The 26,226-nt window shown below is 34.6% G+C and carries 23 protein-coding genes; 7 read left to right on the top strand and 16 right to left on the bottom strand.

Features of this window, described 5'->3' with window-relative positions; genetic code table 11:
- Positions 1 to 36 precede the first annotated feature (36 nt).
- From JOD29_RS14045 to JOD29_RS14025, 5 genes are all read right to left on the bottom strand, one after another.
- Positions 37 to 939: a glycine betaine ABC transporter substrate-binding protein gene (locus tag JOD29_RS14045; protein WP_420844559.1), complete on the bottom strand. Its 903-nt coding sequence runs from the start codon at positions 937 to 939 to the stop codon at positions 37 to 39.
- A 74-nt stretch (positions 940 to 1,013) separates the two neighbouring features.
- Positions 1,014 to 1,922 (bottom strand): glycine betaine ABC transporter substrate-binding protein, encoded by a 909-nt coding sequence (locus tag JOD29_RS14040; protein ID WP_124765868.1) that lies wholly within the window; start codon positions 1,920 to 1,922, stop codon positions 1,014 to 1,016.
- A 64-nt stretch (positions 1,923 to 1,986) separates the two neighbouring features.
- Positions 1,987 to 2,835, bottom strand: a complete 849-nt coding sequence (locus JOD29_RS14035) for an ABC transporter permease (RefSeq protein ID WP_124765866.1) — start codon at positions 2,833 to 2,835, stop codon at positions 1,987 to 1,989.
- A complete protein-coding gene (locus JOD29_RS14030; RefSeq protein ID WP_124765864.1) occupies positions 2,828 to 4,027 on the bottom strand; it encodes a quaternary amine ABC transporter ATP-binding protein in 1,200 nt (399 codons plus the stop codon). Before JOD29_RS14030 ends, JOD29_RS14035 begins: the two co-directional genes overlap by 8 nt.
- A gap of 161 nt (positions 4,028 to 4,188) precedes the next feature.
- On the bottom strand, positions 4,189 to 4,821 hold the full coding sequence (locus JOD29_RS14025) for a GntR family transcriptional regulator (protein ID WP_124765862.1): 633 nt from the start codon (positions 4,819 to 4,821) through the stop codon (positions 4,189 to 4,191).
- Between the two features lie 221 nt (positions 4,822 to 5,042).
- Here JOD29_RS14025 and JOD29_RS14020 point away from each other — a divergent pair, with 221 nt between their 5' ends.
- From JOD29_RS14020 to JOD29_RS13990, 7 genes are all read left to right on the top strand, one after another.
- Positions 5,043 to 5,804: a MerR family transcriptional regulator gene (locus tag JOD29_RS14020; protein ID WP_124765860.1), complete on the top strand. Its 762-nt coding sequence runs from the start codon at positions 5,043 to 5,045 to the stop codon at positions 5,802 to 5,804.
- A 272-nt stretch (positions 5,805 to 6,076) separates the two neighbouring features.
- Positions 6,077 to 6,751 carry a hypothetical protein gene (locus tag JOD29_RS14015; protein WP_124765858.1) on the top strand — a complete coding sequence of 225 codons (675 nt, stop codon included), beginning with the start codon at positions 6,077 to 6,079 and terminating at the stop codon, positions 6,749 to 6,751.
- Positions 6,752 to 6,997: 246 nt separating this feature from the next.
- The gene (locus tag JOD29_RS14010) at positions 6,998 to 8,080 is read left to right on the top strand and encodes a type III polyketide synthase (RefSeq protein WP_124765856.1); all 1,083 of its coding nucleotides are present in this window, start codon (positions 6,998 to 7,000) and stop codon (positions 8,078 to 8,080) included.
- Between the two features lie 13 nt (positions 8,081 to 8,093).
- On the top strand, positions 8,094 to 8,624 hold the full coding sequence (locus JOD29_RS14005) for an isoprenylcysteine carboxyl methyltransferase family protein (protein ID WP_239585729.1): 531 nt from the start codon (positions 8,094 to 8,096) through the stop codon (positions 8,622 to 8,624).
- Between the two features lie 453 nt (positions 8,625 to 9,077).
- Positions 9,078 to 9,500 carry a DUF1641 domain-containing protein gene (locus JOD29_RS14000; protein WP_124765854.1) on the top strand — a complete coding sequence of 141 codons (423 nt, stop codon included), beginning with the start codon at positions 9,078 to 9,080 and terminating at the stop codon, positions 9,498 to 9,500.
- Between the two features lie 35 nt (positions 9,501 to 9,535).
- Complete coding sequence (locus JOD29_RS13995) at positions 9,536 to 10,720, top strand: NAD(P)/FAD-dependent oxidoreductase (RefSeq protein WP_124765852.1); 1,185 nt, start codon at positions 9,536 to 9,538, stop codon at positions 10,718 to 10,720.
- A gap of 661 nt (positions 10,721 to 11,381) precedes the next feature.
- A complete protein-coding gene (locus JOD29_RS13990; RefSeq protein WP_124765850.1) occupies positions 11,382 to 12,590 on the top strand; it encodes an MFS transporter in 1,209 nt (402 codons plus the stop codon).
- Between the two features lie 49 nt (positions 12,591 to 12,639).
- On the opposite strand, the gene JOD29_RS13985 is transcribed toward JOD29_RS13990, so the two are convergent.
- The 11 genes from JOD29_RS13985 to abc-f form a co-directional block, all read right to left on the bottom strand.
- Positions 12,640 to 13,248: a DedA family protein gene (locus tag JOD29_RS13985; protein WP_124765848.1), complete on the bottom strand. Its 609-nt coding sequence runs from the start codon at positions 13,246 to 13,248 to the stop codon at positions 12,640 to 12,642.
- Between the two features lie 293 nt (positions 13,249 to 13,541).
- The gene (locus JOD29_RS13980; protein ID WP_124765846.1) at positions 13,542 to 14,450 is read right to left on the bottom strand and encodes an ABC transporter ATP-binding protein; all 909 of its coding nucleotides are present in this window, start codon (positions 14,448 to 14,450) and stop codon (positions 13,542 to 13,544) included.
- Positions 14,447 to 15,496, bottom strand: a complete 1,050-nt coding sequence (locus JOD29_RS13975) for an ABC transporter ATP-binding protein (RefSeq protein WP_124765844.1) — start codon at positions 15,494 to 15,496, stop codon at positions 14,447 to 14,449. Before JOD29_RS13975 ends, JOD29_RS13980 begins: the two co-directional genes overlap by 4 nt.
- Positions 15,497 to 15,510: 14 nt before the next feature.
- The gene (locus JOD29_RS13970; protein WP_124765842.1) at positions 15,511 to 16,446 is read right to left on the bottom strand and encodes an ABC transporter permease; all 936 of its coding nucleotides are present in this window, start codon (positions 16,444 to 16,446) and stop codon (positions 15,511 to 15,513) included.
- Complete coding sequence (locus JOD29_RS13965) at positions 16,446 to 17,375, bottom strand: ABC transporter permease (protein WP_124765840.1); 930 nt, start codon at positions 17,373 to 17,375, stop codon at positions 16,446 to 16,448. The genes JOD29_RS13970 and JOD29_RS13965 overlap by 1 nt, the downstream gene beginning before the upstream one ends.
- 130 nt (positions 17,376 to 17,505) lie before the next feature.
- Positions 17,506 to 19,131 (bottom strand): peptide ABC transporter substrate-binding protein, encoded by a 1,626-nt coding sequence (locus JOD29_RS13960; protein ID WP_124765838.1) that lies wholly within the window; start codon positions 19,129 to 19,131, stop codon positions 17,506 to 17,508.
- 423 nt (positions 19,132 to 19,554) lie between these two features.
- Entirely contained in the window at positions 19,555 to 21,204 is a 1,650-nt protein-coding gene (locus tag JOD29_RS13955) for a peptide ABC transporter substrate-binding protein (RefSeq protein ID WP_124765837.1), read from the bottom strand.
- Positions 21,205 to 21,597: 393 nt separating this feature from the next.
- Positions 21,598 to 22,239 (bottom strand): FusB/FusC family EF-G-binding protein, encoded by a 642-nt coding sequence (locus JOD29_RS13950; protein WP_124765835.1) that lies wholly within the window; start codon positions 22,237 to 22,239, stop codon positions 21,598 to 21,600.
- Between the two features lie 96 nt (positions 22,240 to 22,335).
- Positions 22,336 to 23,310, bottom strand: coding sequence for a GGDEF domain-containing protein (locus tag JOD29_RS13945; protein WP_240033618.1), 975 nt, complete (start codon positions 23,308 to 23,310; stop codon positions 22,336 to 22,338).
- Between the two features lie 41 nt (positions 23,311 to 23,351).
- Entirely contained in the window at positions 23,352 to 24,086 is a 735-nt protein-coding gene (locus JOD29_RS13940; RefSeq protein WP_239585724.1) for an EAL domain-containing protein, read from the bottom strand.
- Positions 24,087 to 24,453: 367 nt separating this feature from the next.
- Positions 24,454 to 26,097: a ribosomal protection-like ABC-F family protein gene (gene abc-f / locus JOD29_RS13935; protein WP_124765831.1), complete on the bottom strand. Its 1,644-nt coding sequence runs from the start codon at positions 26,095 to 26,097 to the stop codon at positions 24,454 to 24,456.
- Positions 26,098 to 26,226 lie beyond the last annotated feature (129 nt).

Below are 26,226 nucleotides of genomic sequence, written 5' to 3'. Positions count from 1 at the left end.
ATATTCTATTTTCGTGCTCCTGGTCAATTACGAAGGTTACTCAATTCCTTTTGTCCATTCAGCAACTTTCTCCGCATTATCTTCTACCCATTTTTCAGCAGCATTATCTGGGTCTGTACCTTGATTAATTTCAAGCATAATAGCCTCTAAGTCCTCTGAAGTCCAATTAAATGCATCTATTACTTTATAAGCTTCTGGCATATCTTCCTCTAAGCCTTGGCGAACAAATGTATTAATTGTCTCTTCCCCACCATAAACACCTTTTGGATCTTCTAAATATTTCAAATCATAAGAAGCAAATTTCCAGTGTGGAGACCAGCCAGTTACAATAATTTCTTCCTCATTTTGAATGGCCTGACCTAATGCTGTTGTCATAGCACCTGAAGAAGATGATAGTAATTCATAATCAGCTAAGTTTTCATATTCTGTTAAAGCTTTTTCTGTTGCGGCCATAATACCTGCGCCCGGTTCAATACCTGTGATTTCCATATCTGCTTGGTCTTTTAAATCTTCGATTGAATTTACATCTTTCATATATGAAGGTACAACTAAACCGATTTTTGCTCCGCTCAAGTTTTCACCCAAATGAACTAACTTATCTTTATATTTCTCATATTGAGATGCGTGTGTGTGAGGTAGCCAACCTGCGACCATTGCATCGGCTTCACCTGTTGAAACAGCTTCCCACATAATTGCATTATCTAGCGGCGTTAGAGTTACATCATATCCTAAATCTTCTAACACTTTTCCTACCACATGTGTAGACGCTATTTCTGTATCCCATTCTACATAAGCTAAGTTAATTTCTTTTTCCTCTGTTTTCCCTGAGCCATTTGCCGTTTCAGAAGAGTTACTACCTTCTTCAGTCGATCCGCAAGCTGCTAGCATTGCGCCCATACCTAGGGCAAAGCCCAACATTTTAAACCTTTTGAAATTCACAAAAATTCCTCCTATTTAAACCTTTATTTGTCCTTCATAACGACCTATATAATTATAATTACATATATAATTCATTATTTTTTTGGCATTAAATCTTCAATTGAGTCAATGTCCATATAAGCAGGCACAACAAATCCGTTTTGCGTACCTTTTAAGTTCTCACCTAAATCAACAATCTCTTCCTTGTATTTTTCATAGAAGGAACCGTGAGTTGTTGGTAACCAGGGAGCAACAGTTGCATCTCCTTCACCAGTAGCGATTGCTTGGAACATTATCGCTGGATCAACAGGTGTTAAAGTTACTTTGTATCCTTGTTCTTCTAATACAACTTTCACTACATTTGCAGAAGCACGTTCTGAATCCCAAGGAGTGGTAACTAACTCAATTTCATCACCATTTACCTTCTCTATCCCCTGTGTCCATTCATTAACTCGATCAGCATTCTGTTCTACCCATTTTTCTGCCGCTTCCTCAAAAGACACTTCTTGTGCATCAAACATCACAGCTTCCATATCTTTTGGTTCCCAGTAAAAGCGATCAAGGATTTCAAATGCACTAGGCATATCTTCTTCCAGGCCTTTTCTTACTAATGTTTGAATATTTTCTTTTCCTCCTAAAGTACCTTTCGGATCCTCAAGGTACTTTAAATCATATGCAGAGAACATCCAGTGCGGTGTCCAACCTGTGACAATAATTGGTTCTTCGTTTTTAATAGCTCCATCTAAAGCTCCTAACATACCTGCAGTCGAGCTCTCTAAAAGTTCCCAACCATCTAAGTTTTCATATTCTTCTAGAGTATTTTTAGATAGTCCAGTTAGTCCTGCTCCTGGCTCAATACCTGTAATCGTATAATCCAACGCTTCACCTAAACTATTCTCGCTAGTTTCGCTTGTATCTTTCCCATCATTTTCATTTCCGCATCCAGCAATAAGCAAAGAAAGAGATAAGCCTAATGCGATACCAGTTAACTTTAATCTACTCATTTTTGCAGCCCCTTTGAAAAGATTCGTATTTTAAAGAACAATAGAAAATCATTTTATGAAGCGATCATTTCTTTTTATTTAAACTTTGCGTTAAGCGGTCAATGATAATAGCGAAGATTACTAGACTTAAGCCAGCAACAAATCCATTACCTACTTGAGCACGCTGTAAAGCAGATAAAACTTCTCTTCCTAACCCTGGTGCCCCAATCATAGAAGCAATAACAACCATTGATAATGATAAAAGTACAGTTTGGTTAATACCTGCCATAATGGTTGATTTCGCAAGCGGTAGCTCTACTTTATATAGCTTTTGCCATCCTGTACTACCATAAGAATCTGAAGCTTCTACCAACTCTTTTGGAACTTGTCGAATTCCTAAATTAGTAAAACGTACGGTTGGAGGCAATGCGAAGATTACCGACGCAAACACTCCAGGTACTACCCCGATTCCGAAAAATGCAACAGCTGGAATTAAATAAACAAAACCAGGCATTGTTTGCATAAAGTCTAATATAGGTTTAATAATACCTTCTGCCCATTTACTTTTAGACATGAATATTCCAATTGGAACACCTATTATAATGGCAATAATACTTGCAAAAATTACAAGTGTTATAGTATTCATTAGCTCTTCCCATAAACCTTGGTTATAAATAAATAACAATCCAACAACAGAAAAGATGGCTAAACCAAATTTTTTTCTTGTCGCTAAAAAGGAAATTAAGGCAACGATAAGAATGAAAAGAATTGGGGGGATCATGACTAATAAATCTGTAATTCCATCCATTGCAGATTGACCACCTGTTTGGACGAAATCAAACAACGAGGAAAGATGACTTGTTAACCAATCCATGATTGTTTCGACTGAATCGGCTACTGGTAGGCTTGGGATTTGGTCTAAGAAATTATTCATTTCCATCACCTCCCACTGAACTTGTAGCAAGAGATTCGATTACAACGCCTCGAATTAAGACGCCTTCTAATCGTTCACCTTTCACTACTGCAATCGGTGTTGGTGAATCAGAAATAGTGCCTAATACATCTTGAATTAATGTATCAGAGGAAACAGTAGGCATATCTGTCTTAAGGAATCCGAGTACAGACTTTTCTCCTCTTTTTGAAGCTTCTAATGCATCATTTGCAGTAATGTATCCTTTGAATTCTCTTTTCTTATCTACAGCTAATAAAACACTTACTTCTTCTTCTCTCATTCGTTGAAGGGCCACTTTAGGTCCATCAAGTTCAACATTGACAGAGATTGGTCGAATCATAGCTTTTTCAACCGTTATCACCTTCGAGCGGTCCACATCTTCTGTAAAACTTCTTACATATTCATTGGCAGGGTTCGTTAAAATATCTTCCCCTGTTCCAACCTGAATAATCTTACCGTCTTTCATAATGGCAATACGGTCCCCTATTCGAAGCGCTTCATTTAAATCATGTGTGATGAAAATAATAGTCTTTTTCACCTTTTGTTGTAAATCTAGTAATTCATCTTGCATATCTTTACGAATTAGCGGATCGAGCGCAGAAAAAGCTTCATCCATTAATAAAATATCAGGGTCGTTTGCAAGAGCACGAGCAAGACCAACTCGTTGTTGCATACCACCTGAAAGCTGGCTTGGGTATTGATCTTTGTATGGTAATAATCCAGCGTTCTCTAAAGCCTTTTCTGCTTTCAATCGTCTTTCTTCTTTTGAAATGCCGCGCACTTCTAATCCATATTCGGTATTTGCAAGTATTGTCCTATGAGGGAATAACCCGAAGTTTTGGAATACCATACTCATTTTTTCTCGTCGGATTTTTCTTAGTTGGCTTTTGTTCATGTCCGATAAATTTTCACCATCTATATAGATGCCCCCACTTGTAGGTTCAATTAGGTGATTTAATAGTCGGATCAGTGTAGATTTCCCACTCCCTGAAAGTCCCATAATGACAAAAATCTCACCTTCATTAACAGTGAAGCTTGCATCATAAACCCCAATCGTTGCACCAGTTTGTTTTAAGATTTCAGTTTTACTCTTTTTCTGATCAACTAGTTTAAGAGCACTACCAATATGTTTACCGAATATTTTCGTTACATGGTCTACTTTTAATTTCGTCATAACATTCTCCTTTCTAACTTTAGCCTTTACTCTAGCAAAGTAACAACTTAATGTTAACAAAGAGTTGTTACTTGTGTCAAATTACCATTCTTTCAAACTATTGATTACTTACAATAAAAAAGGGCCTACAGACACTGATATAATAGTGTCTAATAGACCTTTTAAACCGGGTATAAAAATTTTTGAACTCGCTCTATACACTCATCGTTTCCAATGAAGTAAATAATATCCATATACTGTAATGTTGCATACGGACCAGGAGATAGAATCAGTTCTTCTCCTCTTCTAATTCCTACAACCGTTCCCATTGTATTTTGCCAGAAGTTAATTGTTCCGATATTTTGCGAAATGTAAGGGCAGTTTTCTAAAATCTCAATTTGAAATGGTACAAAAGGATTTACAGACCTAAATCTTTCAGTACGGCTAACTAGGCGATCGGTAACCTCTTGTAAAACCTCTAATTCCACTCGTTGTCTTTTAATACTTTCAAGCATTTCAAGCTGCACTTGATGAATTGACTGTACCTCTAAAAATTGATGAACAAACTGCGCTGCTTTTTCATAAGACTTAATCATTACACCGCTACCTTTTGTAGCCTCCACTATTTCTAAGTCCTGTAACACCGCAATCGCCCTTCTTGCTGTTTCCGCTGAGACACCATATTGACTAGCTAAGGATGAGCGGGCATAAATTCTTTCCCCAACTAAATATTTCTTTTCTACAATTTTGGATGCTAAATCGGCTGCAATCTTTTGATATTTTGGTTGCTTTACTTGAAGCTTTTTATTTTCCATTCTTGCACATACCTTTCAAACATAATGAATCCTATCTCCTATTCATGCATGAATAATATTAAACATTTTACACTAATGATGCCACAGATTTCACAGAATCGGTGTACATAATAATTCATTCGTTATTTAGTAATATTATAAAAGTTAGTTTATACGGGTTTATACCCGTTGACATTGACGTTACGTCATACTTTAAGATGTGGTTATCAGGAGGGATACTTGTGGAGTACACGATTAGTAAATTAGCAAAACTAGCGAATGTTAGTGCTCGAACATTACGTTATTATGATGAAATCAACTTACTAAAGCCTGCAAGAATTAATAGTTCTGGTTACCGCATATACGGTCAAAAAGAAGTGGACCGATTACAACAAATACTCTTTTTCCGAGAGTTAGATGTTGACTTAGAAACCATTACTTCCATTATGAATGATCCTAATTTTGACCATACGCATGCCTTGCAGCATCATTACGACGAGCTTATACGCAAACGATCCCACCTAGATCAGTTAATTGAGACAGTTGAAAAAACAATTGCTCATCAGAAAGGGGAAATTGCTATGAATAATCAAGAAAAGTTCAAAGCCTTTAAAGATAAATTAATTTCAGATAATGAGGAGAAGTACGGTGAAGAAATCCGAGAAAAGTACGGTGATAAAGTTGTAGAAGAATCCAATGCTAAATTCCGTGGAATGTCAAAAGAAACTTATGAAGCAATGGAGAAACTTGGCCAAGAAATCCTTGAGCTACTTCCCAGAGCATTTGAAACAGGAGATCCCGAATCACCATTAGCACAAGAACTGGCCGCCAAACATAAACAATGGCTTACATTTACTTGGCCTTCCTATTCAAAAGAGGCTCATGCTGGACTTGCTGAAATGTATGTGGCTGATGAACGATTCAAAGCATATTACGATAACAAAAGTGAAGGTGGCACTGAATTTCTACGAGATGCAATTTTATTCTTTTTAAAAGAAAACTAAATATCTTAATAAGCAAAAGTGGTTCGACTCGAGCAGGTTTGAGTCGAACTTTTTTATGTACTGCAAGTAACAATTACTAACTATCCATTCTAATAAGCGAATGTTTTTTATTAAATTGGAAAAGATAAGGAATAATATAATGGAAATTTGCCCAAGATGGTGTTTGAATTGTAATTTTGTCCCCTTAATCTAATTAAATTAAAAAGATATCTACCAAATTTTTTATTTGATAAATGATTGTATGCAACCCATAAAGGAGAATCATTTTAATTATGCAAAAGAATGAAAGTAAACTGAAGAAAATTGAATATGAATACGACAGTCAGGAATACATAATTTTAAATAAGTGTCCTCATTGTAACTTAGATATCTATCCAGCTGTTGATAAGGTTGAGCCATTGGAAAATAAAAATTTTAAAATCAAAGTTCTTTCTTTAACCTGTCCATCTTGTAAAAAAGACTATTTTATCTTTAATGATTTTAAAGAGGATATACCTTATCCGGAAAAGTATCTTTTTACAATACCTAAATATGGATTTACGGAGAATTTGCTTGTAAGAAACACAACCAAAAAGTTTCAAAATCTATATACTCAATCGGTTAATTCAGAACTATTGGGGTATAATGATATTGCATTTTTTGGATATATTAAATCTCTTGAAATTTTAGTAAAAGATATTGCCATTCTTGAACATCCTAGAGCAGAAGATGATATCCTTTTCAGTAATTTAATTGCATGCTTAGAACATTTTCATTCAACGAATATGCACCTATTCTCTAAGAAATTACTCGAGGTTTTAAAAAATGATTATTTACACTATCAAAAATCTGCAGAATTCTATTCATATATTTCGCTCGTGAAAGATTGCATTGATTACTTCCTTCTTTATATGGAGTTATTACTAAAGACATTTTCTTTAAATGATAAACGCAGACAAGATGCGTAAAATTTATTAAACCTCTAGATTATCGTCGTATATACAAGAGAATTCGCAAACTTTTAGGGTTAACTTAAACCAATTAAACCTTAAAACTAATGCGAATTCTCTTTTATAATCTCTTCAAAATCCTTTGTTAAACCCAACATACAAATAACTCACTTTCCCTAAAACCCACCAACTAGTTTTACAAAAATATATCTTGCATATTAAGTAGACAAGTAGCAAAAACTAATCTCAAAAAGGAGATTTAACATGCCTAAAATTGCATCAATTGGTACATATCAACCACCCTTTACATTGCAACAAACTACTGTAGAGCAATTTACAAAAGAACTATTTAACGAAAACATCCCTAACCTAGATCGATTATTAAAGGTATTTGAAAACGGAGAAATTGAAACACGCTCGTTTTGTGTACCTCTTGAATGGCATCAGGCCAAACATTCATTTGAAGATAGAAATAATTTATATATTGAATTAGCCGTAGATTATAGTGTTGAAGTGATTAAAGCATGTCTACAAAACAGGCAATTCTTAGAAACTCCTATCTCAACTGAAGAAATTGATGCCATTATTTTTGTAAGCAGCACTGGAATGTCAACCCCCAGTATTGATGCACGTGTTATGAATCGTCTACCGTTTTCAGACCGATTAAAACGCATTCCATTATGGGGACTAGGTTGCGCTGGTGGTGTATCAGGTATAAGTCGGGCATTTGATTATTGCCTATCACATCCAACCGAAAAAGTACTAGTTGTATGCTTGGAGCTATGCAGCCTTACTTTCCAACCAAATGATTACAGCAAAAGCAATCTTGTAGGAACCTCACTTTTTGCAGATGGCGTTGCATGTGTATTAGTTTGCGGAGATCTTGTAGAAATTAATAATAAGAAGGCAGTACCTTATATAATTAATACTGCTTCAAAATGGATGCCAAACTCTGAAGATGTAATGGGTTGGGACATTAAAGACGATGGTCTTCATGTCATTTTCGCTAGAAGTATTCCTACAATTATTTCTACTTGGCTTGGCCCCTTTATTTACGAGTTTTTAAATGAACAAAACCTTAAGAAAGAACAACTAACAAATTTCATTGCCCACCCAGGCGGCAAAAAAGTATTGCAGGCTTATGAGGAAGCCCTACAAATGTCAGAAGATCAAACAGCTATTTCTCGAGAAATATTAAGAAAACACGGGAATATGTCTTCCCCTACTGTCTTATATGTTCTTGAACAATTTATGTTAAAAGAGAATGCTTCCGATGATTTTGGACTATTAGTAGCACTAGGTCCTGGTTTCAGTGGGGAAGCAGCATTAGTTCAATGGAGGGATTAGCTTGGTTTTTTTCATGATTGTTTCGTTTGTAATCGCTCAAAGATTAATCGAGGTAAGTGTAGCAAAGCGCAATGAAAAAAGAATGTTGCGTAAAGGAGCTTATGAAGTTGGGGCTTCTCATTACCCAGTTATGATTTTACTTCATGTAAGTTTTTTCATTAGCTTAATTGTTGAAGTATTACTTGTCGACCGTCCACTATCACCTATTTTTCTTCTTTTATTTATTATTTTTATATGTACCCAAGCATTACGCATATGGTGTTTATCGACTTTAGGAGAATATTGGAATACAAAGATAATTATTTTACCAGGTGCCAATGTTGTAAAAAAAGGACCGTATATGTTTATTAGACATCCAAACTATCTTGTTGTTTGTGTTGAAATCCTCCTTTTACCAACAATGTTTCAGGCCTATTTTACAGCCATCATGTTTACACTTTTAAACTTCATCATGCTTTCCGTTAGGATTCCATTGGAAGAGAAAGCATTAATGGAAGCTACAAATTACACATCAGAGTTTAAGAAAAAAATAACGGCAAATTAAATTTACGAAAATATAATAAATTTTACACACGGAATATTCAGTCCATATCAACAAAGTGATATAATATGGCATTTTTTTATTAGTAATTACTAACAATACACCGTATAATTTAATATGATGGTACACAAAGTTAATAAATTCAATTCATATCAATTACGAAAAGGCACAGTAGCTATTATTACAGAGGGAATCTGTGCTAATAGTTATTGTGGTTTTTTAACCAATATTGTAAAGTCATGAACTTTTGTGAACAAAAGTCAAAAATGTCATTTAATTTACTAACTACTTATATTATGATGTATTAGATGGGATTATTGAAGTTTCGCTATCTGATACAAAAGCATACGTTACTTCAAATTATTAAACTTATGTGACTATTGATGAAATATTCTCAAAAGTATTTCTAGATTATTCTGGAAAATTACTTGAGAAAATTGTAAAGGAGAATCGGAAATGGCAGAAGAATTGGTTACTCAAACTCAGTCAGAAGCGACTACGAAACAAGATTTACTAGATCAATTATTAAAACCTGAGGTTCAAGATTCACTATCTACATTAGTAGAACAACTACCTAAATTAGCAGAAGTAGTAACTCTACTAACTAAAGCTTATGACTATGCTCAATTAGTATCTACTGATGAAGTATTAAAAAGTGATACTGTTAGCGCACTAAAAGAAGTAGCAGAACCAGTTATTGGATCAGTGAAAAATGTTGCAGCTACAGCAATTGAGGCAAAAGATCGCGCTGAAGCATCAAATGAAGCTATTGGTTTATTTGGTTTATTAAAACTCCTAAAAGACCCAGAAGCTCAAAAACTTTTCCGCTTTGCAAATGCATTCCTACAAGTTACTGCAGAACGTAAAAATCAAGAATAGTTTGTTGATAATTAAGTAAGGACGGAGGATTAATCATGTCAAAAGAAATCGTCATCTTAGGAGCAGGTTATGGTGGCTTACTAACTGCCCAAACATTGCGTAAATATTTAAATAATGATGAAGCTAAAATTACAGTAGTAAATAAATATCCAACTCACCAACTTATTACAGAATTACACCGTTTAGCAGGCGGTACAACAACTGAAAAAGCAATCTCTTTCGCTTTAGAAAAACTTTTCAAAGGTAAAGATGTGAACGTTGTCATCCAAGAAGTTAAATCTTTCTCGGTTGATAAAAAAGAAGTTTACCTTGCTAATGGTTCAGTACTTTCTTACGACAACCTTGTTGTTGCATTAGGAAGTCAAACTGGTTACTTCGGCATCCCTGGTCTAGAAGAAAACAGTATGGTATTGAAATCAGTTGAAGATGCTAACAAAATTTACAATCATATCGAAAGCAAAATTGCTTCATATGCAAAATCGAAAAATCCTGCTGATGCAACAATCGTTATTGGCGGAGGCGGTTTAACTGGAGTTGAACTTGTAGGAGAAATCATCGACAACTTCCCTAAAGTTGCAGCAAAATACGGTGTAGACTTCAAAGAACTAGACATTAAACTTGTTGAAGCTGGTCCAAAAATTCTACCAGTTTTACCTGACTCATTAATTCAACGCGCAACTGAAAGTTTAGCAGCTCGTGGAGTTGAATTCTTAACAGGTCTACCTGTAACTGGTGTTGAAGGAAATGTTATTTCATTAAAAGATGGTTCTACTATTACTGCTAATACATTCGTATGGACAGGCGGTGTTGCTGCACTTCCAATCGTACAAGAATCTGGTCTTGAATGTGACCGCGGTAAAGCAATCATCGATGAATACTTACGCTCTAAATCACATCCAGACGTATTTGTAGTAGGTGATGCATCAGTATCTTTACCTGAAGGTGGAGGTCGTCCATTATATGCTCCAACTGCGCAAAACGCATGGCAAATGGGTGAAACTGCTGGTTATAACCTATTCGCTACAATCAGAGGTCAAAAATTAGAAGAATTTAATCCAATCAACTCTGGTACACTAGCAAGTCTTGGACGTAAAGACGGCGTAGCACAAGTTGGTTCAAACAACATCGAACTAAAAGGAATTACAGCTTCATTAATGAAAGAAGCTAGTCACGTACGCTACTTATCACACATTAAAGCTCTTTATGGTTTAGCATATTAATATGATTTAAATAAAAAAGATTTCGGTTTTAGCCGAAATCTTTTTTTATTTAAATCATTTACTAATTCTCTACTCCCAATTATAAACTTCCTTATTCGGTGTACATTAAAAGCCATTCTATTAATGAATACTAAAATGACAATGGAATAAAAGCTGTAATTACATTTCTGAAAAAGTAAATTCTATTGTAGTTAATGATCATACTGTCCGCTTGTCATAAGTGATTAAAGAATGACTAGTGCTTGTATACCATACTTCCTATAAGCTCATTAAGCTAATCTTCAGGTACTCTTTAAGGCGTAATAGCACCACAAGGAAAGTTGCCAATCAATTATTTAGAATATTTTAACAAACATTAATTTTGTTTTAGATATAACCCCTTTGAATTTCGAAATAAAAGGGTATAATTGTTAATACAATTCTCTAAGGTTGCCAAGGATATTCTTAAAAGCATTTTGAAGTGAGGCTAGCATATGTGCATCTAATCCATGGTATCCTTTGCAATAACACATCAAAAGTAAACATGACAGCTAACTGACCTTAGCCCGTTAAGCGTCGTTTTCATGTTTGTTGGCCATGGTTTATGCCTAAATACAATTCAAAATTCGGACTCAGGTTGGCCAAGTGTTTATTTGATTTATATTATGAGGTGCTAAGACTAATGAGTGAAATAAAATCAACACCTAACAATCCCGTTTACCCAATTATGATCGCTATTGGGGTTGCACATTTAATTAACGATACAATGCAATCAGTAGTCCCTGCAATGTTTCCCCTACTTGAAAGAGATTTGGGATTAACCTTTACTCAACTTGGAATGATATCATTTGTTTTAAATATGTTTTCATCCACACTACAACCAGTTGTTGGGTTCATTAGCGATAAAAAACCGATGCCGTACGCTCTACCACTTGGTATGATGAGCTCTTTTGTAGGGTTACTCATGCTTGTTTTGGCGAAAGATTATTGGCTAATTCTAATCTCAGTTTTATTTTTAGGTTTCGGTTCTGCCATTTTCCATCCAGAAGGTTCACGTGTTTCCTTTATGGCTGCAGGCAATAAGCGTGGTCTGGCACAATCTATTTATCAAGTTGGTGGAAATTCAGGACAAGCCCTTGCCCCGTTAATTAGTGCTTTCATTTTGGATGTATACGGCCAACATGGTGCCGCAATAATTCTTTTATTAACCACTATTGGAATCGGGATTTTATTAAAAATTTCAAGATGGTATTACCGTCAACTAATGGCTGAAAAATCCGAAAAAAAGAAAAAACGAATTCTTATTTCATCACTCCCACCATTAACGAAAAAGCAAATTGGAATAGCATTAGCTCTGTTAATGATGATTATTTTTGCTCGGTCATTTTACACAACTAACATTACGAGTTTCTACGTTTTCTATTTAATGGATCATTACGATGTAACATTAAAATTAGGACAAGTATTTATATTTATTTTTATGGCCTTTGGTGTAGTGGGTACATTCTTTGGCGGCTCTCTATCCGATCGTATTGGCAGGAAAAACGTCATATTACTTTCAGTAGTAGTACCAGTTCCATTATGTTTAATTCTACCTTACGTTCCTATTTGGCTTGTTCCTGTTCTCTTAATTGTCATCGGTACCCTTATCATGATTAGTTTCTCTGTGACCGTTGTGTATGCACAAGAGCTGGTACCAAGTAAAATAGGAACAATGGCTGGATTAACTACTGGCTTTGCATTTGGAATGGGTGCAATTGGTTCTGTTGTCATTGGAATATTACTGGATTCAATCGGAATTGAAACAACTATGCAAATAATATCAGTTCTTCCGATCTTATTAGTGGTTGCTTTCTTCTTACCTAAAGACCAAGTTGAAAAAGCGGTGTGATTTATAAAAAGGAGGAATCTCTAGATCACTAGAGATTCCTCCTTAATTTTTAACTTCTCATCTTTTTGCGATAAAAGCGAATGATTACTACTATAAGGATAATGGCTAGTACTGCATATGCAAAGTTTGAGTAGATATCCATGTAATGAACGATCGTCTCCCACGAATCACCTACTGCTGCTCCAACTTTTACTAAAACTAAATTCCAAATCAATGTACCTAAAGTCGTAAGTAATAAGAAAATCCAGAAGTTCATTTTAGCAAGACCCGCTGGTAACGAAATTAAACTACGGATTAAAGGAACAAAGCGGCAGAAAAACACTGTCCATACATCATATTTTTCAAACCACGCATTCGCTTTGTGAATATCAGAACTAGTTAACCTTAGTATTTTCCCCCACTTATCCACGAATCTCTCTATACGTCGAATGCCTACAATAGCACCAATTCCATATAAGATAATCGCTCCTACGACTGAACCAATTGTTGAGGCAATAACAACACCTGTAACAGTTAAGTTTGTTTGAGTTGTCATAAACCCTCCAAAGGTTAGTATCACTTCTGATGGAATTGGGGGAAATAAATTTTCCAACATAATTAATAAGAACACACCAACGTATCCGAAGTCTTCCATTATCGTTGTTATCCAGTTTTCCATTAAACTCTCCTTATGTATAAATATATTATTATTGTAACGAACATCACGATATGTTTCTTGTGTATAATGCTACCCTATTATAAAACCCTATTCAATTAAACTTTAAATCATCACTAAAAATCTCGTTTTTTTAAAAACTAATAAAATGCATCATTAATATTACAAATACGCTGCCAAAAATCCTATAGTAAATAAAAAAAGCCAACGATAAGATTCGTTGGCTTCATCTATATTGACTTACTATAAAAGAAAAGGTTCCAAATTATGAAAGAAAGTGAACCTTTTCACGGAAACTACTTCGTCCATTTTTTAATCTGGCTATCTGTTCCGTAAACAAAATGATTCGGCAATACTTCATGCACTTTTTCTGACCCATCATTTTGTTCGTGTACGTATGGAATTCGCTGACGTTTTCTTTCCGACATAGGATCAGGGAGTGGAACAGCAGATAATAGCGATTTCGTATATGGATGAATCGGATGATGATATATTTCATCAGCAGTTCCAAGTTCTACAATCTTCCCTCGATACATTACCGCGATACGATCACTAATATATTTAACCATCGATAAATCGTGAGCAATAAATAGGTAAGTTAATTTATGTTCTTTTTGAAGCTGTTTTAATAAGTTAACTACTTGTGCTTGGATAGATACGTCAAGAGCAGAAATCGGTTCATCTGCAATAATAAAGCTTGGATTTAGGCTTAGGGCACGTGCAATTCCGATACGTTGGCGTTGACCACCTGAAAACTCATGAGCATATCGATTTGCATGTTCTCTATTTAATCCCACTGCTTCTAATAAGGAACCTATCTTTTCTTTACGCTCTGTTTTGTTTTTATAAAGCCCATGTATGTCAAAACCTTCACTAATAATTTCTCCAGCTGTCATACGGGGATTTAGTGAAGCATATGGATCTTGGAAAATCATTTGCATTTCACGATTGAATTGTTTTAATTCTTTTCGAGATTTTGCATCACGGATGTTTTTTCCTCTAAACAGGATTTCACCATCAGTTATATCATACAAACGAATAATAGAACGACCTGTTGTTGATTTACCACAACCTGATTCCCCTACCAAACCAAGAGTCTCTCCTTCATACACGTCAAAACTAATTCCATCAACTGCTTTGATTGGATTTTTAGGTGAGCCGAAATACTGTTTTAAGTTTTTCACTTCTAGTAACTTATTTGTCATTTATTTTCAGCCTCCTTCAAGTATCCTTCAATTCGTTTCGAAATTGTTTCAGGAATTGGAATTTCCGGTGCATCAGGATGTAATAACCATGTTTTGGCATAGTGTGTATCTGACACTTTAAACATCGGTGGTTCCTGCTCATAATCAATTGCCAAAGCAAATTCATTTCGAGGGGCAAATGCATCCCCTTTAGGTGGGTGAATTAAGTCTGGCGGTGATCCAGGAATTGTCCGTAAATCTTCTTTGACATTATTTTTTAAATCCGGCATAGACCCTAATAACCCCCATGTATATGGATGGCGTGGATTATAGAAAATATCATTTACAGTTCCATACTCCACAACTTGTCCAGCATACATTACAGCTACACGATCAGCAATGTTGGCCACTACCCCCAAATCATGGGTAATGAAAATAATAGATGTATTATTTTTCTTTTGAATTTCTTTTAATAATTCTAATATTTGTGCTTGGATTGTTACGTCAAGTGCAGTTGTTGGCTCGTCGGCAATTAAAAGCTTCGGATCAGCTGCTAATGCAATCGCAATAACAACACGTTGGCGCATCCCACCACTAAATTCATGAGGAAACTGACTAAATCTTTTTTCAGGCATTGGAATACCTACTTGATCTAACAGCTCAATTGCACGTTGTTTTGCTTGCTCACGAGAGACCTTTTTATGTTTTAAAATTACTTCTGTAATTTGTTTTCCTACACGCATAGTTGGATTTAATGCTGTCATCGGATCTTGGAAAATCATAGCGATCTCATTTCCTCGAATCCTTGACATTTCCTTTTCAGTTAGAGGAATTAAATCCTTCCCTTGAAATAGTATTTGACCATCTGCATATATGCCAGGTGGTTGAGGAATAAGTTTCATAACTGCATTACTAGTTACACTTTTTCCCGAACCTGATTCTCCAACGATAGCGAGCGTCTCTCCTTCGTTCAGTTCAAAATTTACCCCTCGAACTGCTTGGACTAATCCTGCATATGTTTTGAAGTTAATTTTTAAATCTTTTACTTCTAAGAGCTTTTTACTCATCGTTTTCACCTTCTTTATTTACGTAATTTCGGATCTAGTGCATCACGTAACCCATCCCCTATAGCATTAAACGCAAAAATCGTTAACGAAATGAAGAATGCTGGGAAGAATAGACGCCATGGTGCAGAAGTTAACGCCTTATTTCCTTCTGAAGCCATTGTTCCCCAACTTGCCATCGGTGCTGGAACACCTAAACCTAAATAACTTAAAAATGACTCAGTGAAAATTGCAGTAGGGATCGTTAATGTCATTGTAACTAGGATTGCCCCTAAAGCATTCGGTACTAAATGACGAATTATTAAATGCCAAGTATTTGCACCTAAAGTTCTTGCCGCCAATACATACTCTTGATTTTTAATAGATAATACTTCTCCTCGTACAATACGGGCCATATTTACCCATCCCGTAATCGATAAGGCTATAATCATTGGTATCAAACCTGGTTGTAAAACGACCAATAAAATGATAACTACTAGTAAATAAGGTACAGCCGATAAAATATCCGCAATACGCATCATGATGTTATCTACACGGCCTCCTGCAAGACCTGAAATACTTCCCCATAAGACTCCGATAATTAAATCAATTACCGCTGCAGTAATTCCGATGAATAATGAAATACGAGCACCTTGCCATACACGAACAAAGATATCTCGTCCTAAATCATCTGTTCCGAACCAATGCGCTGCGGATGGGGCCGCATTATATACTCCTAATTGTTCACGATAGCTATATGGTGATAAAAACGGAACAAAAATTGCGAGTAGTGTAACGATAATGATCACAATCAAACCAAAAATCGCTAATTTATTTTGAGAGAAGCGATAGAATACTTCTTTCCAAAATGATACTGATTTGTCTGCTAATTTTTCAGTTTCATTATGACGACCACCAACAACTTGAAACATATCTGGTGAAAACTTTTTAATTTGTTGTTCTTGTTGTGACATTATTTTTTCGCTCCTTTCAGCTTAATGCGAGGATCGATTACACTATATAAAATATCAACAATTAAAACTGCAAATAATAGAATGATTGAATAGAAAACGGTTGTTCCCATAATTACAGTATAATCACGGTTTGTAATACTTGTTACGAAGTGTTTCCCCAATCCAGGAATTGCAAAAATTTGTTCAATAATGAAACTACCCGTTACTACACCAGCAGTAAGTGGACCTAAGTATGTAACAACTGGTAATAAAGCGTTACGTAATGTATGTTTAAACACCGTAGTCCATTTACCGAGGCCTTTCGCACGAGCCATTTTTACATAGTCACTACTACGTTGTTCAAGCATACTTGAGCGAGTTAACTTTGCAATGAACCCCATATGAGTAATTGCGATAGCTGTTGCTGGTAAAATACTATAAATAAAACCCTTCCAACCACTTACAGGGAAAAGATCTAACTTAAATGCTAAGAAATATTGCATTAAGCCTGCTAGTATAAATGAAGGAATTGAAATACCCAAGACCGCAATTGTCGATGCTAGGTAATCTGGGAATCTATTATGATAGAGTGCCGAAATTACCCCCAAAAGTATCCCGAAGCCGATAGAAATCAGCATTGCTTCAATACCAAGTGTTAATGAAATAGGAAAACTCTCAGCAATCATATCGTTAGTTGAACGGCCTTTATATTTCATTGATTCGCCGAAATCAAATGTCACAGTATCGATTAAATAATCCTTATATTGAATGTACCAAGGATTATCTAAGCCATATTTAGCATTCAATTGTGCTTCTATTTGAGGTGGGAAGTCTTTCTCACTTGCAAATGGGCTACCAGGTGCTAGCCGCATTAAGAAAAATGTTGCAGAAACAATAATAAACAGAGCAATTAATATATATATTAATCTCTTAAAAATGTACTTTATCATTCTATATCCCTCCTTCTAGATTAAAAAAAGATTCATAGTGTGTAAAAGGCTGCTGTTCTTTTCGATTACTCGAGGAGCAGCAGCCTTTTTACTATAGTGTTAAGTAAAAAGTACTTTAATGCATTATTTATTACTTGTTAACGTTCACATATTTTAAATAAATGTTTCCAAGCTTATCTGGGGCAATATTTTCAACATAATCTTTACTTACATATAAATTTGTATAGTAATAAACAGGAATTACCGGATATTCAGACATGATAATTGCTTCAGCTTGTTTTAATATATCAATACGTTTTTCTGGATCTGTTTCAACTTGGGATTGTTTTAATAGCTTAGTGAATTCTGCATTTTCCCAACCAGTATCATTGTTACCATTTTTAGCTGAATCGTATTGTTCTAAGAATGTGTATGCATCGTTATAGTCTGCTCCCCAACCCATACGAGCCGCATCATAATCCAACATATTTAATTTTTCTAAATACACTTGCCATTCTGAGTTATCAATTGTTACTTCGATACCTAAGTTTTTATGCCAGCTTTCTTGTACATATTGTGCAATTGCGGCATGTGCTTCACTTGTGTTAATTGATAAGCCGATTGAGATTTGACTTGGATCAGAAATTCCAAGTTCTTTCATACCTTGTTCAAGTGCTTTTTTCGCTTCTTCGATATCATTATCTTTAAAGTAACCAGCTTGTTCTTCAAAGCCTTTTACAGCTTTTGGAACCATACCTAATGCCGGTGTTTGTTCACCTTTAGCAACGTTATCAATTAATCCTTGACGGTCGATCGCTAATGTTAAAGCTTTACGAATGTTTGCATTAGAAGTAAATTCACCAGTTGTATTCAGCTTATACGTATAAATTGATGCAAGGTCTTCTACGTTTAAAGTGCCATCTTTTTTATAACGGTCAATTGCATCTAAAGAGACGTTTTGGAATGGCGCTCCTAAGAAATCAATTTCACCAGCATCAAACATTGTTCCAGCTGTTGTTTCATTTTCAACCATTGCAATGTTAACTTTGTCTAGGGCGACATTTTCTTTATCCCAGTAGTTTTCACTTTTCTCTAAAGTGATTGAACCTGCATGTTGCCAATCAGCTAATGTGAATGGCCCGTTTGTTACATAAGTTTCACCAGCATCTGTATACCATTTATCATTTCCTTCAGCCGTTGCTTTGTGAACCGGATAATATGTTTTAAATGCTGTTAACTCTAAGAAGTAAGGTGTTGGGTTTTCTAAAGTTACTTCTAAAGTTTTTTCGTCTATCACTTTAATACCTAATCCTTCTTCAGTACCTTCTCCAACGTTGTAGCTTTCAGCACCTTTGATTGGATATAGAATTGATGCATATTCAGAAGCATTAGCAGGATTTAAAGCCCATTTCCAAGCATATGCAAAGTCTTCAGCTGTAACTAAATCCCCATTAGACCATTTCGCATCACGTAATGTGAACGTATATGTTAATTGATCATCACTGATTTTAATGTCTTCAGCAGCTGCCTCAACAACTTCACCATCTTTTAAAGTTGTTAATCCCTCAAATACATTTTGTAAAATCACACCTGAAGTAGTATCTGTTGCTAATGCAGGGTGTAATGATGGTGGTTCAGATGGAATAACTAAATTAAGTTCCTTTGCACTTTTACCATCTTCTGTTGTAGTAGCTTCTTCTCCTCCAAAGTTACAAGCAGCCAATACTAAGGATAATGCTAGTAACATTACTAATAATAGAAAATTACTTTTTTTCATAGTTTAGAATCCTCCTCTTACTAAGTTGTTCGCCATTTTTCAGAAAACTTATCTTATATATTTTCCATTTTTCAGAAAACGGTGTTTAGTGTAATTATTATATTACCAAAAAGTTTTCAGTAAATAAACTAAAATTTAATTTTTCTAATAAATTCATTACCCATAAATTATAAGCCATTTTTCAAGTATAACAATTATACCATTTTATGTAAGCGTTTTCCGAAACCAATTAAAATATAACAATAAAATTATCTGAATATAAGGAATTATTGCTTAATTAATAAATCTGAACATTCCGATTTATGAAATACACACTTATAAACCATAAGACACTTTTAACAATTTTTTATCACTTAATAAAAAAAACAGCCCACCCTCTTTAGGATGAACTGTTGACTTTAAAAACCTAATCATTTTATGAAGTTAATTATTATATTTAACATATTTCAGGTTAACGTTTCCTAAATTATCTGGCTCAATATTCTCTAAACCATCTTTTTTAATTGATAGATTTGTATAGTAGTAAATTGGTGCCACAGGGAACTCTGTCATTAAAATTGCTTCCGCCTGTTTTAATAATTCTAGACGTTTGGCTGGATCTGTTTCAGCGTTCGATTGGTCTAGTAACTTAGTAAATTCTGCATTTTCCCAACCTGTATCGTTGTTACCATTATCAGCAGAGTTATACATTTCCAGGAATGTGTATGCATCATTATAGTCGGCAATCCAACCCAAGCGGCCAATATCATAGTCTAAATTCGTTAGTTTATCAAGGAATACTTGCCATTCTGAGTTATCAAGAGTCACTTCAATCCCTAAGTTTGTGCGCCAACCTTCTTGTATAAATTGCGCGATCGCTGCGTGTGCTTCACTTGTGTTATAAGATAAGCCCAATTTAATTTGACTAGGATCAGTAATTCCAAGTTCTTTCATACCTTGTTCAAGCGCCTTTTTTGCTTCTTCAATATCGTTATCTTTGAAATAACCACGATCTTCTTCAAACCCTGTAACTGCATTAGGAACCATACCTAAAGCAGGTGTTTGTTCCCCTTTAGTAATATTATCAATTAATGCTTGACGATCAATCGCTAGTGTCAATGCTTTACGAATATTAGCATTCGATGTGAATTCACCTGTTGTATTAAATTTATACATATAAACAGCTGCATAATCTTTAATAGTTAATTTGCCTTCTTGTTTGTAACGGTCAATGACATCTAAAGCTACGTTTTGGAATGGTGCACCTAAGAAATCAATTTCCCCAGCATCAAACATTGTAGCAGCAGTTGTTTCAGATTCAACCATTGCGATATTTACTTTATCTAAATCAACGTTTGCAGCATCCCAGTAACTTTCATTCTTTTCTAAAGTTAGAGAGCCACTATGTTGCCAATCAGTTAATTTGAATGGTCCATTTGTTATATAGCTGTCGCCAGCGTTTGTATACCATTTTTCATTTGCTTCAGCTGTTGCTTTGTGTATCGGGAAGTAAGTTTTAAATGCAGTTAATTCCAAAAAGTATGGAGTTGGATTATCCAATGTTACTTCTAAAGTTTTTTCATCGACTACTTTAATACCTAATTCTTCAGCTGTACCTTCTCCAAGGTTATAAGCTTGAGCCCCTTTAATAGGATAAAGAATTGATGCATACTCAGAAGCATTTTCCGGGTTTAATGCAAATTGCCATGCATATGCAAAATCTTCTGCAGTAACAGGGTCACCATTTGACCACGTTGCATCACGTAAAGTAAATGTATAAGTTAATTTATCCTCACTAATTTCTATATTTTGAGCGGCAGCATTAATTACTTCGCCGTCTTTAATACTAGTCAAACCTTCAAATATATTTTTTAATATTGCACTAGATGTGCTATCTGTTGCCAATTGTGGGTGTAATGATGGTGGTTCTGAAGCAACAACTAAACTAATTTCCTTTGGTCCTTCTTCAGCAGTCCCCTCTGTCTCTGTACCATCTGTTTCTTCAGTGCTTGTTTCTCCTCCGAAGTTACATGCCGCTAATACTAGAGATAACGCTAGCAACAGTAATAACAAAAGAATATTATGTCTTTTCATAGAAATCCCCCTTTTTGCTATTCCACTTTTCCATCTATTCTATATTTTCTGAAAATAGATGTTAGCAATTTACATAATAGCAAAAATTATTTGATAAATAAACTATTATTTTATTTTTCTAGCAAAACTGTTAGAAATTTATACTATTAAACAATTTGCTTATTTTACAAAATTAGCTGTTTCGCCCTCCATTTTCGCTAACATTTTACAAACGATATATTATATTAACAAAGTCATCCACCCCATCATTAAAACAGAAATTCTGTAATAAAAAAACGTATAATTTATCATTTTTCAGAACTTTCCATCAAAATATCCTTTTAGAATAACTTAATTATTAATATTTATAAATAAAAAAGAGAAGGTCTGCTTTACATGACCTTCTACACTCCATTAGTACTTTTGTTGTATAACATCAATAAAGTTAATAAATCGATTCATATCTGTTAATGCCTCATTACAAATCGCACTATCCTCACAAATATAATTTCCTCTTTTCTTATAAGTACCAAGTGCCGTACCTTTTTTAGAAACCATAATCATCCCAACTTTTGAATGTTGATTACAAATTGTACAAATCCCTTTGTTGTTAGACGGACTAAAGACACCTCGAACACCCTTTAATACTCCTGCTTCTCTATAAACCAAATACTTACGATTCGTCCCCGAGTCAAACCAACTTAAATAGGATACTTCTATTGGATTGAATTGATCGAGTTTTGGGAGTTTTAGCTTTTTATCCTTTAAGAATAGTTTCTTTATTTCACTTTCAGTTGGCATATCAAACGGGATAACATATTGTTTTAATTCATTAATAAATGATTCTAATTGTTCTTTTGTTTGCAAAGTTAAAATTGGCTGCAGGATTTTTTGTTTCTCCTCTGAAATATGATTTAGTTTTTCAGCAATTTCTTGTGAGACAAGCATCTGTACTGCTTGAACGACTTTACTATCCCTTGATGTTACACAGGTATTAAGAATCTTCTTAGCCTGCTTTTTAACAAATTGATATTGTTCAACCGTCAAAAAGTTCATTTCAATCACCTCTTTTGTTGTAGATTACAAAAAAAGTATAGGAACTACAAGAAAATGTAAATAAAAAAGAAGGGAAATTAACCCCTCCGTTTGGACTTACGTTGCTAATTCATATTCATTGATCAGATAACAGCTACCCTTTACTTTTTTACACTTTCTTTTTACGGCTGCAACACAATTTGAAAGTTCTTCTACCTTCTCAAACTTAATTTCCTTATTTGTTAATACGGCAATTGATAATGACATAATCGAAAACAATTCCAATTGCCCTGCGCGACCTTTCACTTTAAAATGAGGTTCTGATAAATGAGCTTGATCATAAAAATAAGGGATTGTCTCATCGAACTCATGAATAATATTCTCACAAATTTCTTTAATATCGTATTGAGGAATTACCGCCATAAAATCATCACCACCAATATGCCCTAGGAAATACCCAAGCTGTTGGATGTTTCTTTTTAATATTTCTGTTAGGTGGAGCAATACCTTGTCACCTTTATTAAAACCATATAAATCATTGTATGTTTTGAAAAAGTCAAGATCGAAATATAATATACTAAACTGAGGTAGTTCTAATGATTCTTTTAATTTTTGTTCGATTAAATGATTCCCAGGCAAATTGCTTAACGGATTTAAAAAACTAGCAAATTCCACTTGAATTTCTACGAATTTCATTAATAATGCACGGATACTGACCACACCAAAGAATTCATCATTTTGTATTACAATGACGTCATCGTACAAATCTTCTTCTGTTCGTTGCATCGCTAACTTACTAACTTCAGTGATTGGTTGTAAGTAATCGACAATCAGCGGATCTATTTTTGCTAATAATTTACTCTCTCTACCCATATAAAGATTATAGCCGTACATGGTACCAATTTTTTGATAAAAATGTGTTCGTGTTATATGTGCAATTGGCTTATTATTATGAACGACAACAATTCCTCGCATGTTAGGGTTTTTGGTAAAGATTTCATCCACCTGTTTATTTTTCATATTTGGGCTGATAGTGGGTACTTTCTTTGCAATTTCGCCTATATTCGTTACCATTTCACCTAAATTTGCCACCATTTTCTCACCTTATTTGCACGATCATCATGCGGAAATTTTTATTTTAAAGGATATATTCCTAGCTTGATTTCTTTATCTGGTCTACCTAATGCATATCCTTGTGCATAATTGATTCCTAATTGTTGAAGGTACTGCATTTCTTCAATACGTTCAATTCCCTCCGCTACTACTTTTGTTCCTGATAGTTTCACATACTCAAATATTAATGAAACGAGCTGTTGGCTTGTGTTGCTCTGATCGATGTTTTGAATAAGTGAGCGATCAAGTTTAATAAATTCTGGCTGAAGAAATATGATTGTTTTCAAACTGTTGTAACCTGACCCTACATCGTCGATAGCAATCCGATAACCTTGAGAACGATAATGTGAAAGTACCCGTTCAAATTCTTGGAAATCTGTAACTGCACTTCTTTCCGTAAGTTCAAAAACCACTTGCTGTGGCGAAATCCCAAGTTCTTTTAATAATTGTAATGTCTCACCACTATGATATTTTTTATCAAGAAGTACATGAGGGTGAATATTTAAAAATAGTACAAACTTTAGATCTCTTCTGTCTTCCGTTAAGCTTTCAATATAACGCTTTAAAGAAAGATTTCGACAAAAGATTTCAAATTGAAATACCATGTTTGTTTGCCCTACAAATTCATAAAACTGATCTGTATTTGGAAAAAGATTTGAGTAATCGGGACGGTTTAAGGCTTCAAATCCGAATGTTTCCCCTGATTGTAAATCTACTATGGGCTGAAAATAAGTATCTAAGGCATGGTTTTTCATAATCCTTTTCAATTCTGCAAAGCGTTTCAAATATAATCTATCTTGCTGTCTACGGTGCTTAATGTATTTTAGATAGGAAAAAAGGCTAATATAATTTCCTCTATTATGTAAGACTGAATTCATAATTACTCCTTTTCCGTAAGGGGATTATTTCCTATTTTATTCTGAGGATATTAATGTAGTATTAATGTTTTATTAATGATTGTAAAGTAATTCCATTAATACCTTTAAACAGTTTAAAAAAATGACCCCATTCATTGAGGTCATTAGTCAAATCCTATAATAAGTTGCTATCCTTTCGTATTCCTTTCTTATATACCACACGAAATTGAATATATCCCCTCTTTTAAAGACCTCATTCTTTCTATTATTTCTCCTTCAAGCCTAATATCTGCTTCGTTACCTCATTAAATCTCAAATCAAGTTCAATGTACTGTGGATCTTTTGGTGTCATAAAGCTTATTTTCCCCAATATTTCTTGTCTCTCAGTTTCAAGTCTTAAAAGTAATTCCTCTTGTTCCTCTTTTTCTTTAGGTCTTTTATTCTTAAGCTGCCTGCTAATCCCCTGGTCTTTTATGACAAGTTTTATATCTGTTATTTTTTCTAAAAAGTAGTAGTCATGGGAAACAACAAGTAATGTACCATTATAGTTTGACAATGTTTGTTCCAACTGCTCACGAGATGGTAAGTCAAGATGATTCGTCGGTTCATCCAAAATAAGCACATCTTTTTCTTCCATTATATAAACCATCAATTTGCATTTAACGCGTTCACCCATACTCATATTCTGTATTGGTTCTTTCCATGCTGACTCTGAGAAGCCTAAATGCTTCATTAAATTTTGAATTTTACCTCTTTCCTTAAACGTTTCTTTATGAAAAAGCTCTTCAGGAGTTTTAGTAAGGGGCAAGTCAAATACATCTTGCGTTAAATAGCCAATCTTTGCAGTTGGTGAAATCCATACATCACCATCCACTGCTGCTTCTAATCCCATAATAATTTTAAGCAATGTCGTTTTTCCAGAGCCATTTACTCCCATTAAGGCTACTTTTTCACCATGTTGGATGGTAAAGTTTACATTATTAAATAAGGTCCTTTCGTGATACTTCTTATTTAAGTTCTTTACTTCTAAAAAACGTCTACCTCGTTTTTCATTTGCCTGTAATGTAAATTTCACTTCATAATCCGGTTCAACCTGGTTTACATTTGCCCTTTTCAGCTCTTTTTCTAGTCTTTTTTTCTTTGATTTTACTTGTGAATCCGTACGCTTCGCTTTCACTCGATGATATTCTTTAAAACCTTCTTGTTTTGTTGACTGTGAATGTGCCTTTTGCGACCAAGAAGAAAGCTCCGCTATTTGAGTTTCAATTCGTTCAACCATTTTCTGCTGTTTTTCAAACTCTCTTTGTTGAGTTAGTCTTCTTTGTTCTCTAGCCTTCATGTAACTAGTGTAATTCCCTTTATGTTCATAGAGTTTCTTATTTTCAATTGACCAAATTTTAGTTGTAACTTGATCTAAGAAATACCGGTCATGGGAAATTAAAATGACAGTTCCTTTATATTGCTTAATTTGATCAATCAATAGCTTAGTACTTTCTTCATCTAAATGATTCGTTGGTTCATCTAATAGAAGTAATTGTGCGTTTTTTGAAAAACCCTTCGCTAGTCGACTTTTCAACTTTTCTCCACCGCTCAATACTGAAAAGTTGCTTGAGGGTACTTTCCATTTCGATAATAATGTAGCCTCATGTGCAGGTACGTCAAGTGTTGAGAAGTTTTGCGTCTCCTGCTCTACAATCGAAGTCTCTACATTTTGTTGAAGCCAAATACATTGACCTTTCGTCGGGTGAATTTCTCCAGCTATCATATGGAGTAATGTAGACTTTCCAGCGCCATTCTTACCAATGATCCCAATAATATCCCCACGTTGTACAGATGCATGAATGTTTTCTAATAGTATAGAATCTAGAATTTCATAACTTATATCTTTGAGTTTTAAAATTTCTATCATAAAATCCATCCCTTCTTTAGGGAGGTAACTTGCTCTAAAAAGAGTGACAGAAAAAAGCATTACATTTTCTCCAATCACACTTTAAAAAGCAAATAAAAAATCCTCCCAATTTCACTTGGAAGGATTAGT

The organism is Lysinibacillus composti (assembly GCF_016908465.1).
Lineage (GTDB): Bacteria > Bacillota > Bacilli > Bacillales_A > Planococcaceae > Ureibacillus > Ureibacillus composti_A.
The sequence above is the reverse complement of the archived record's forward strand: the minus strand, read 5'-3'. Positions and strand labels throughout refer to the sequence as shown.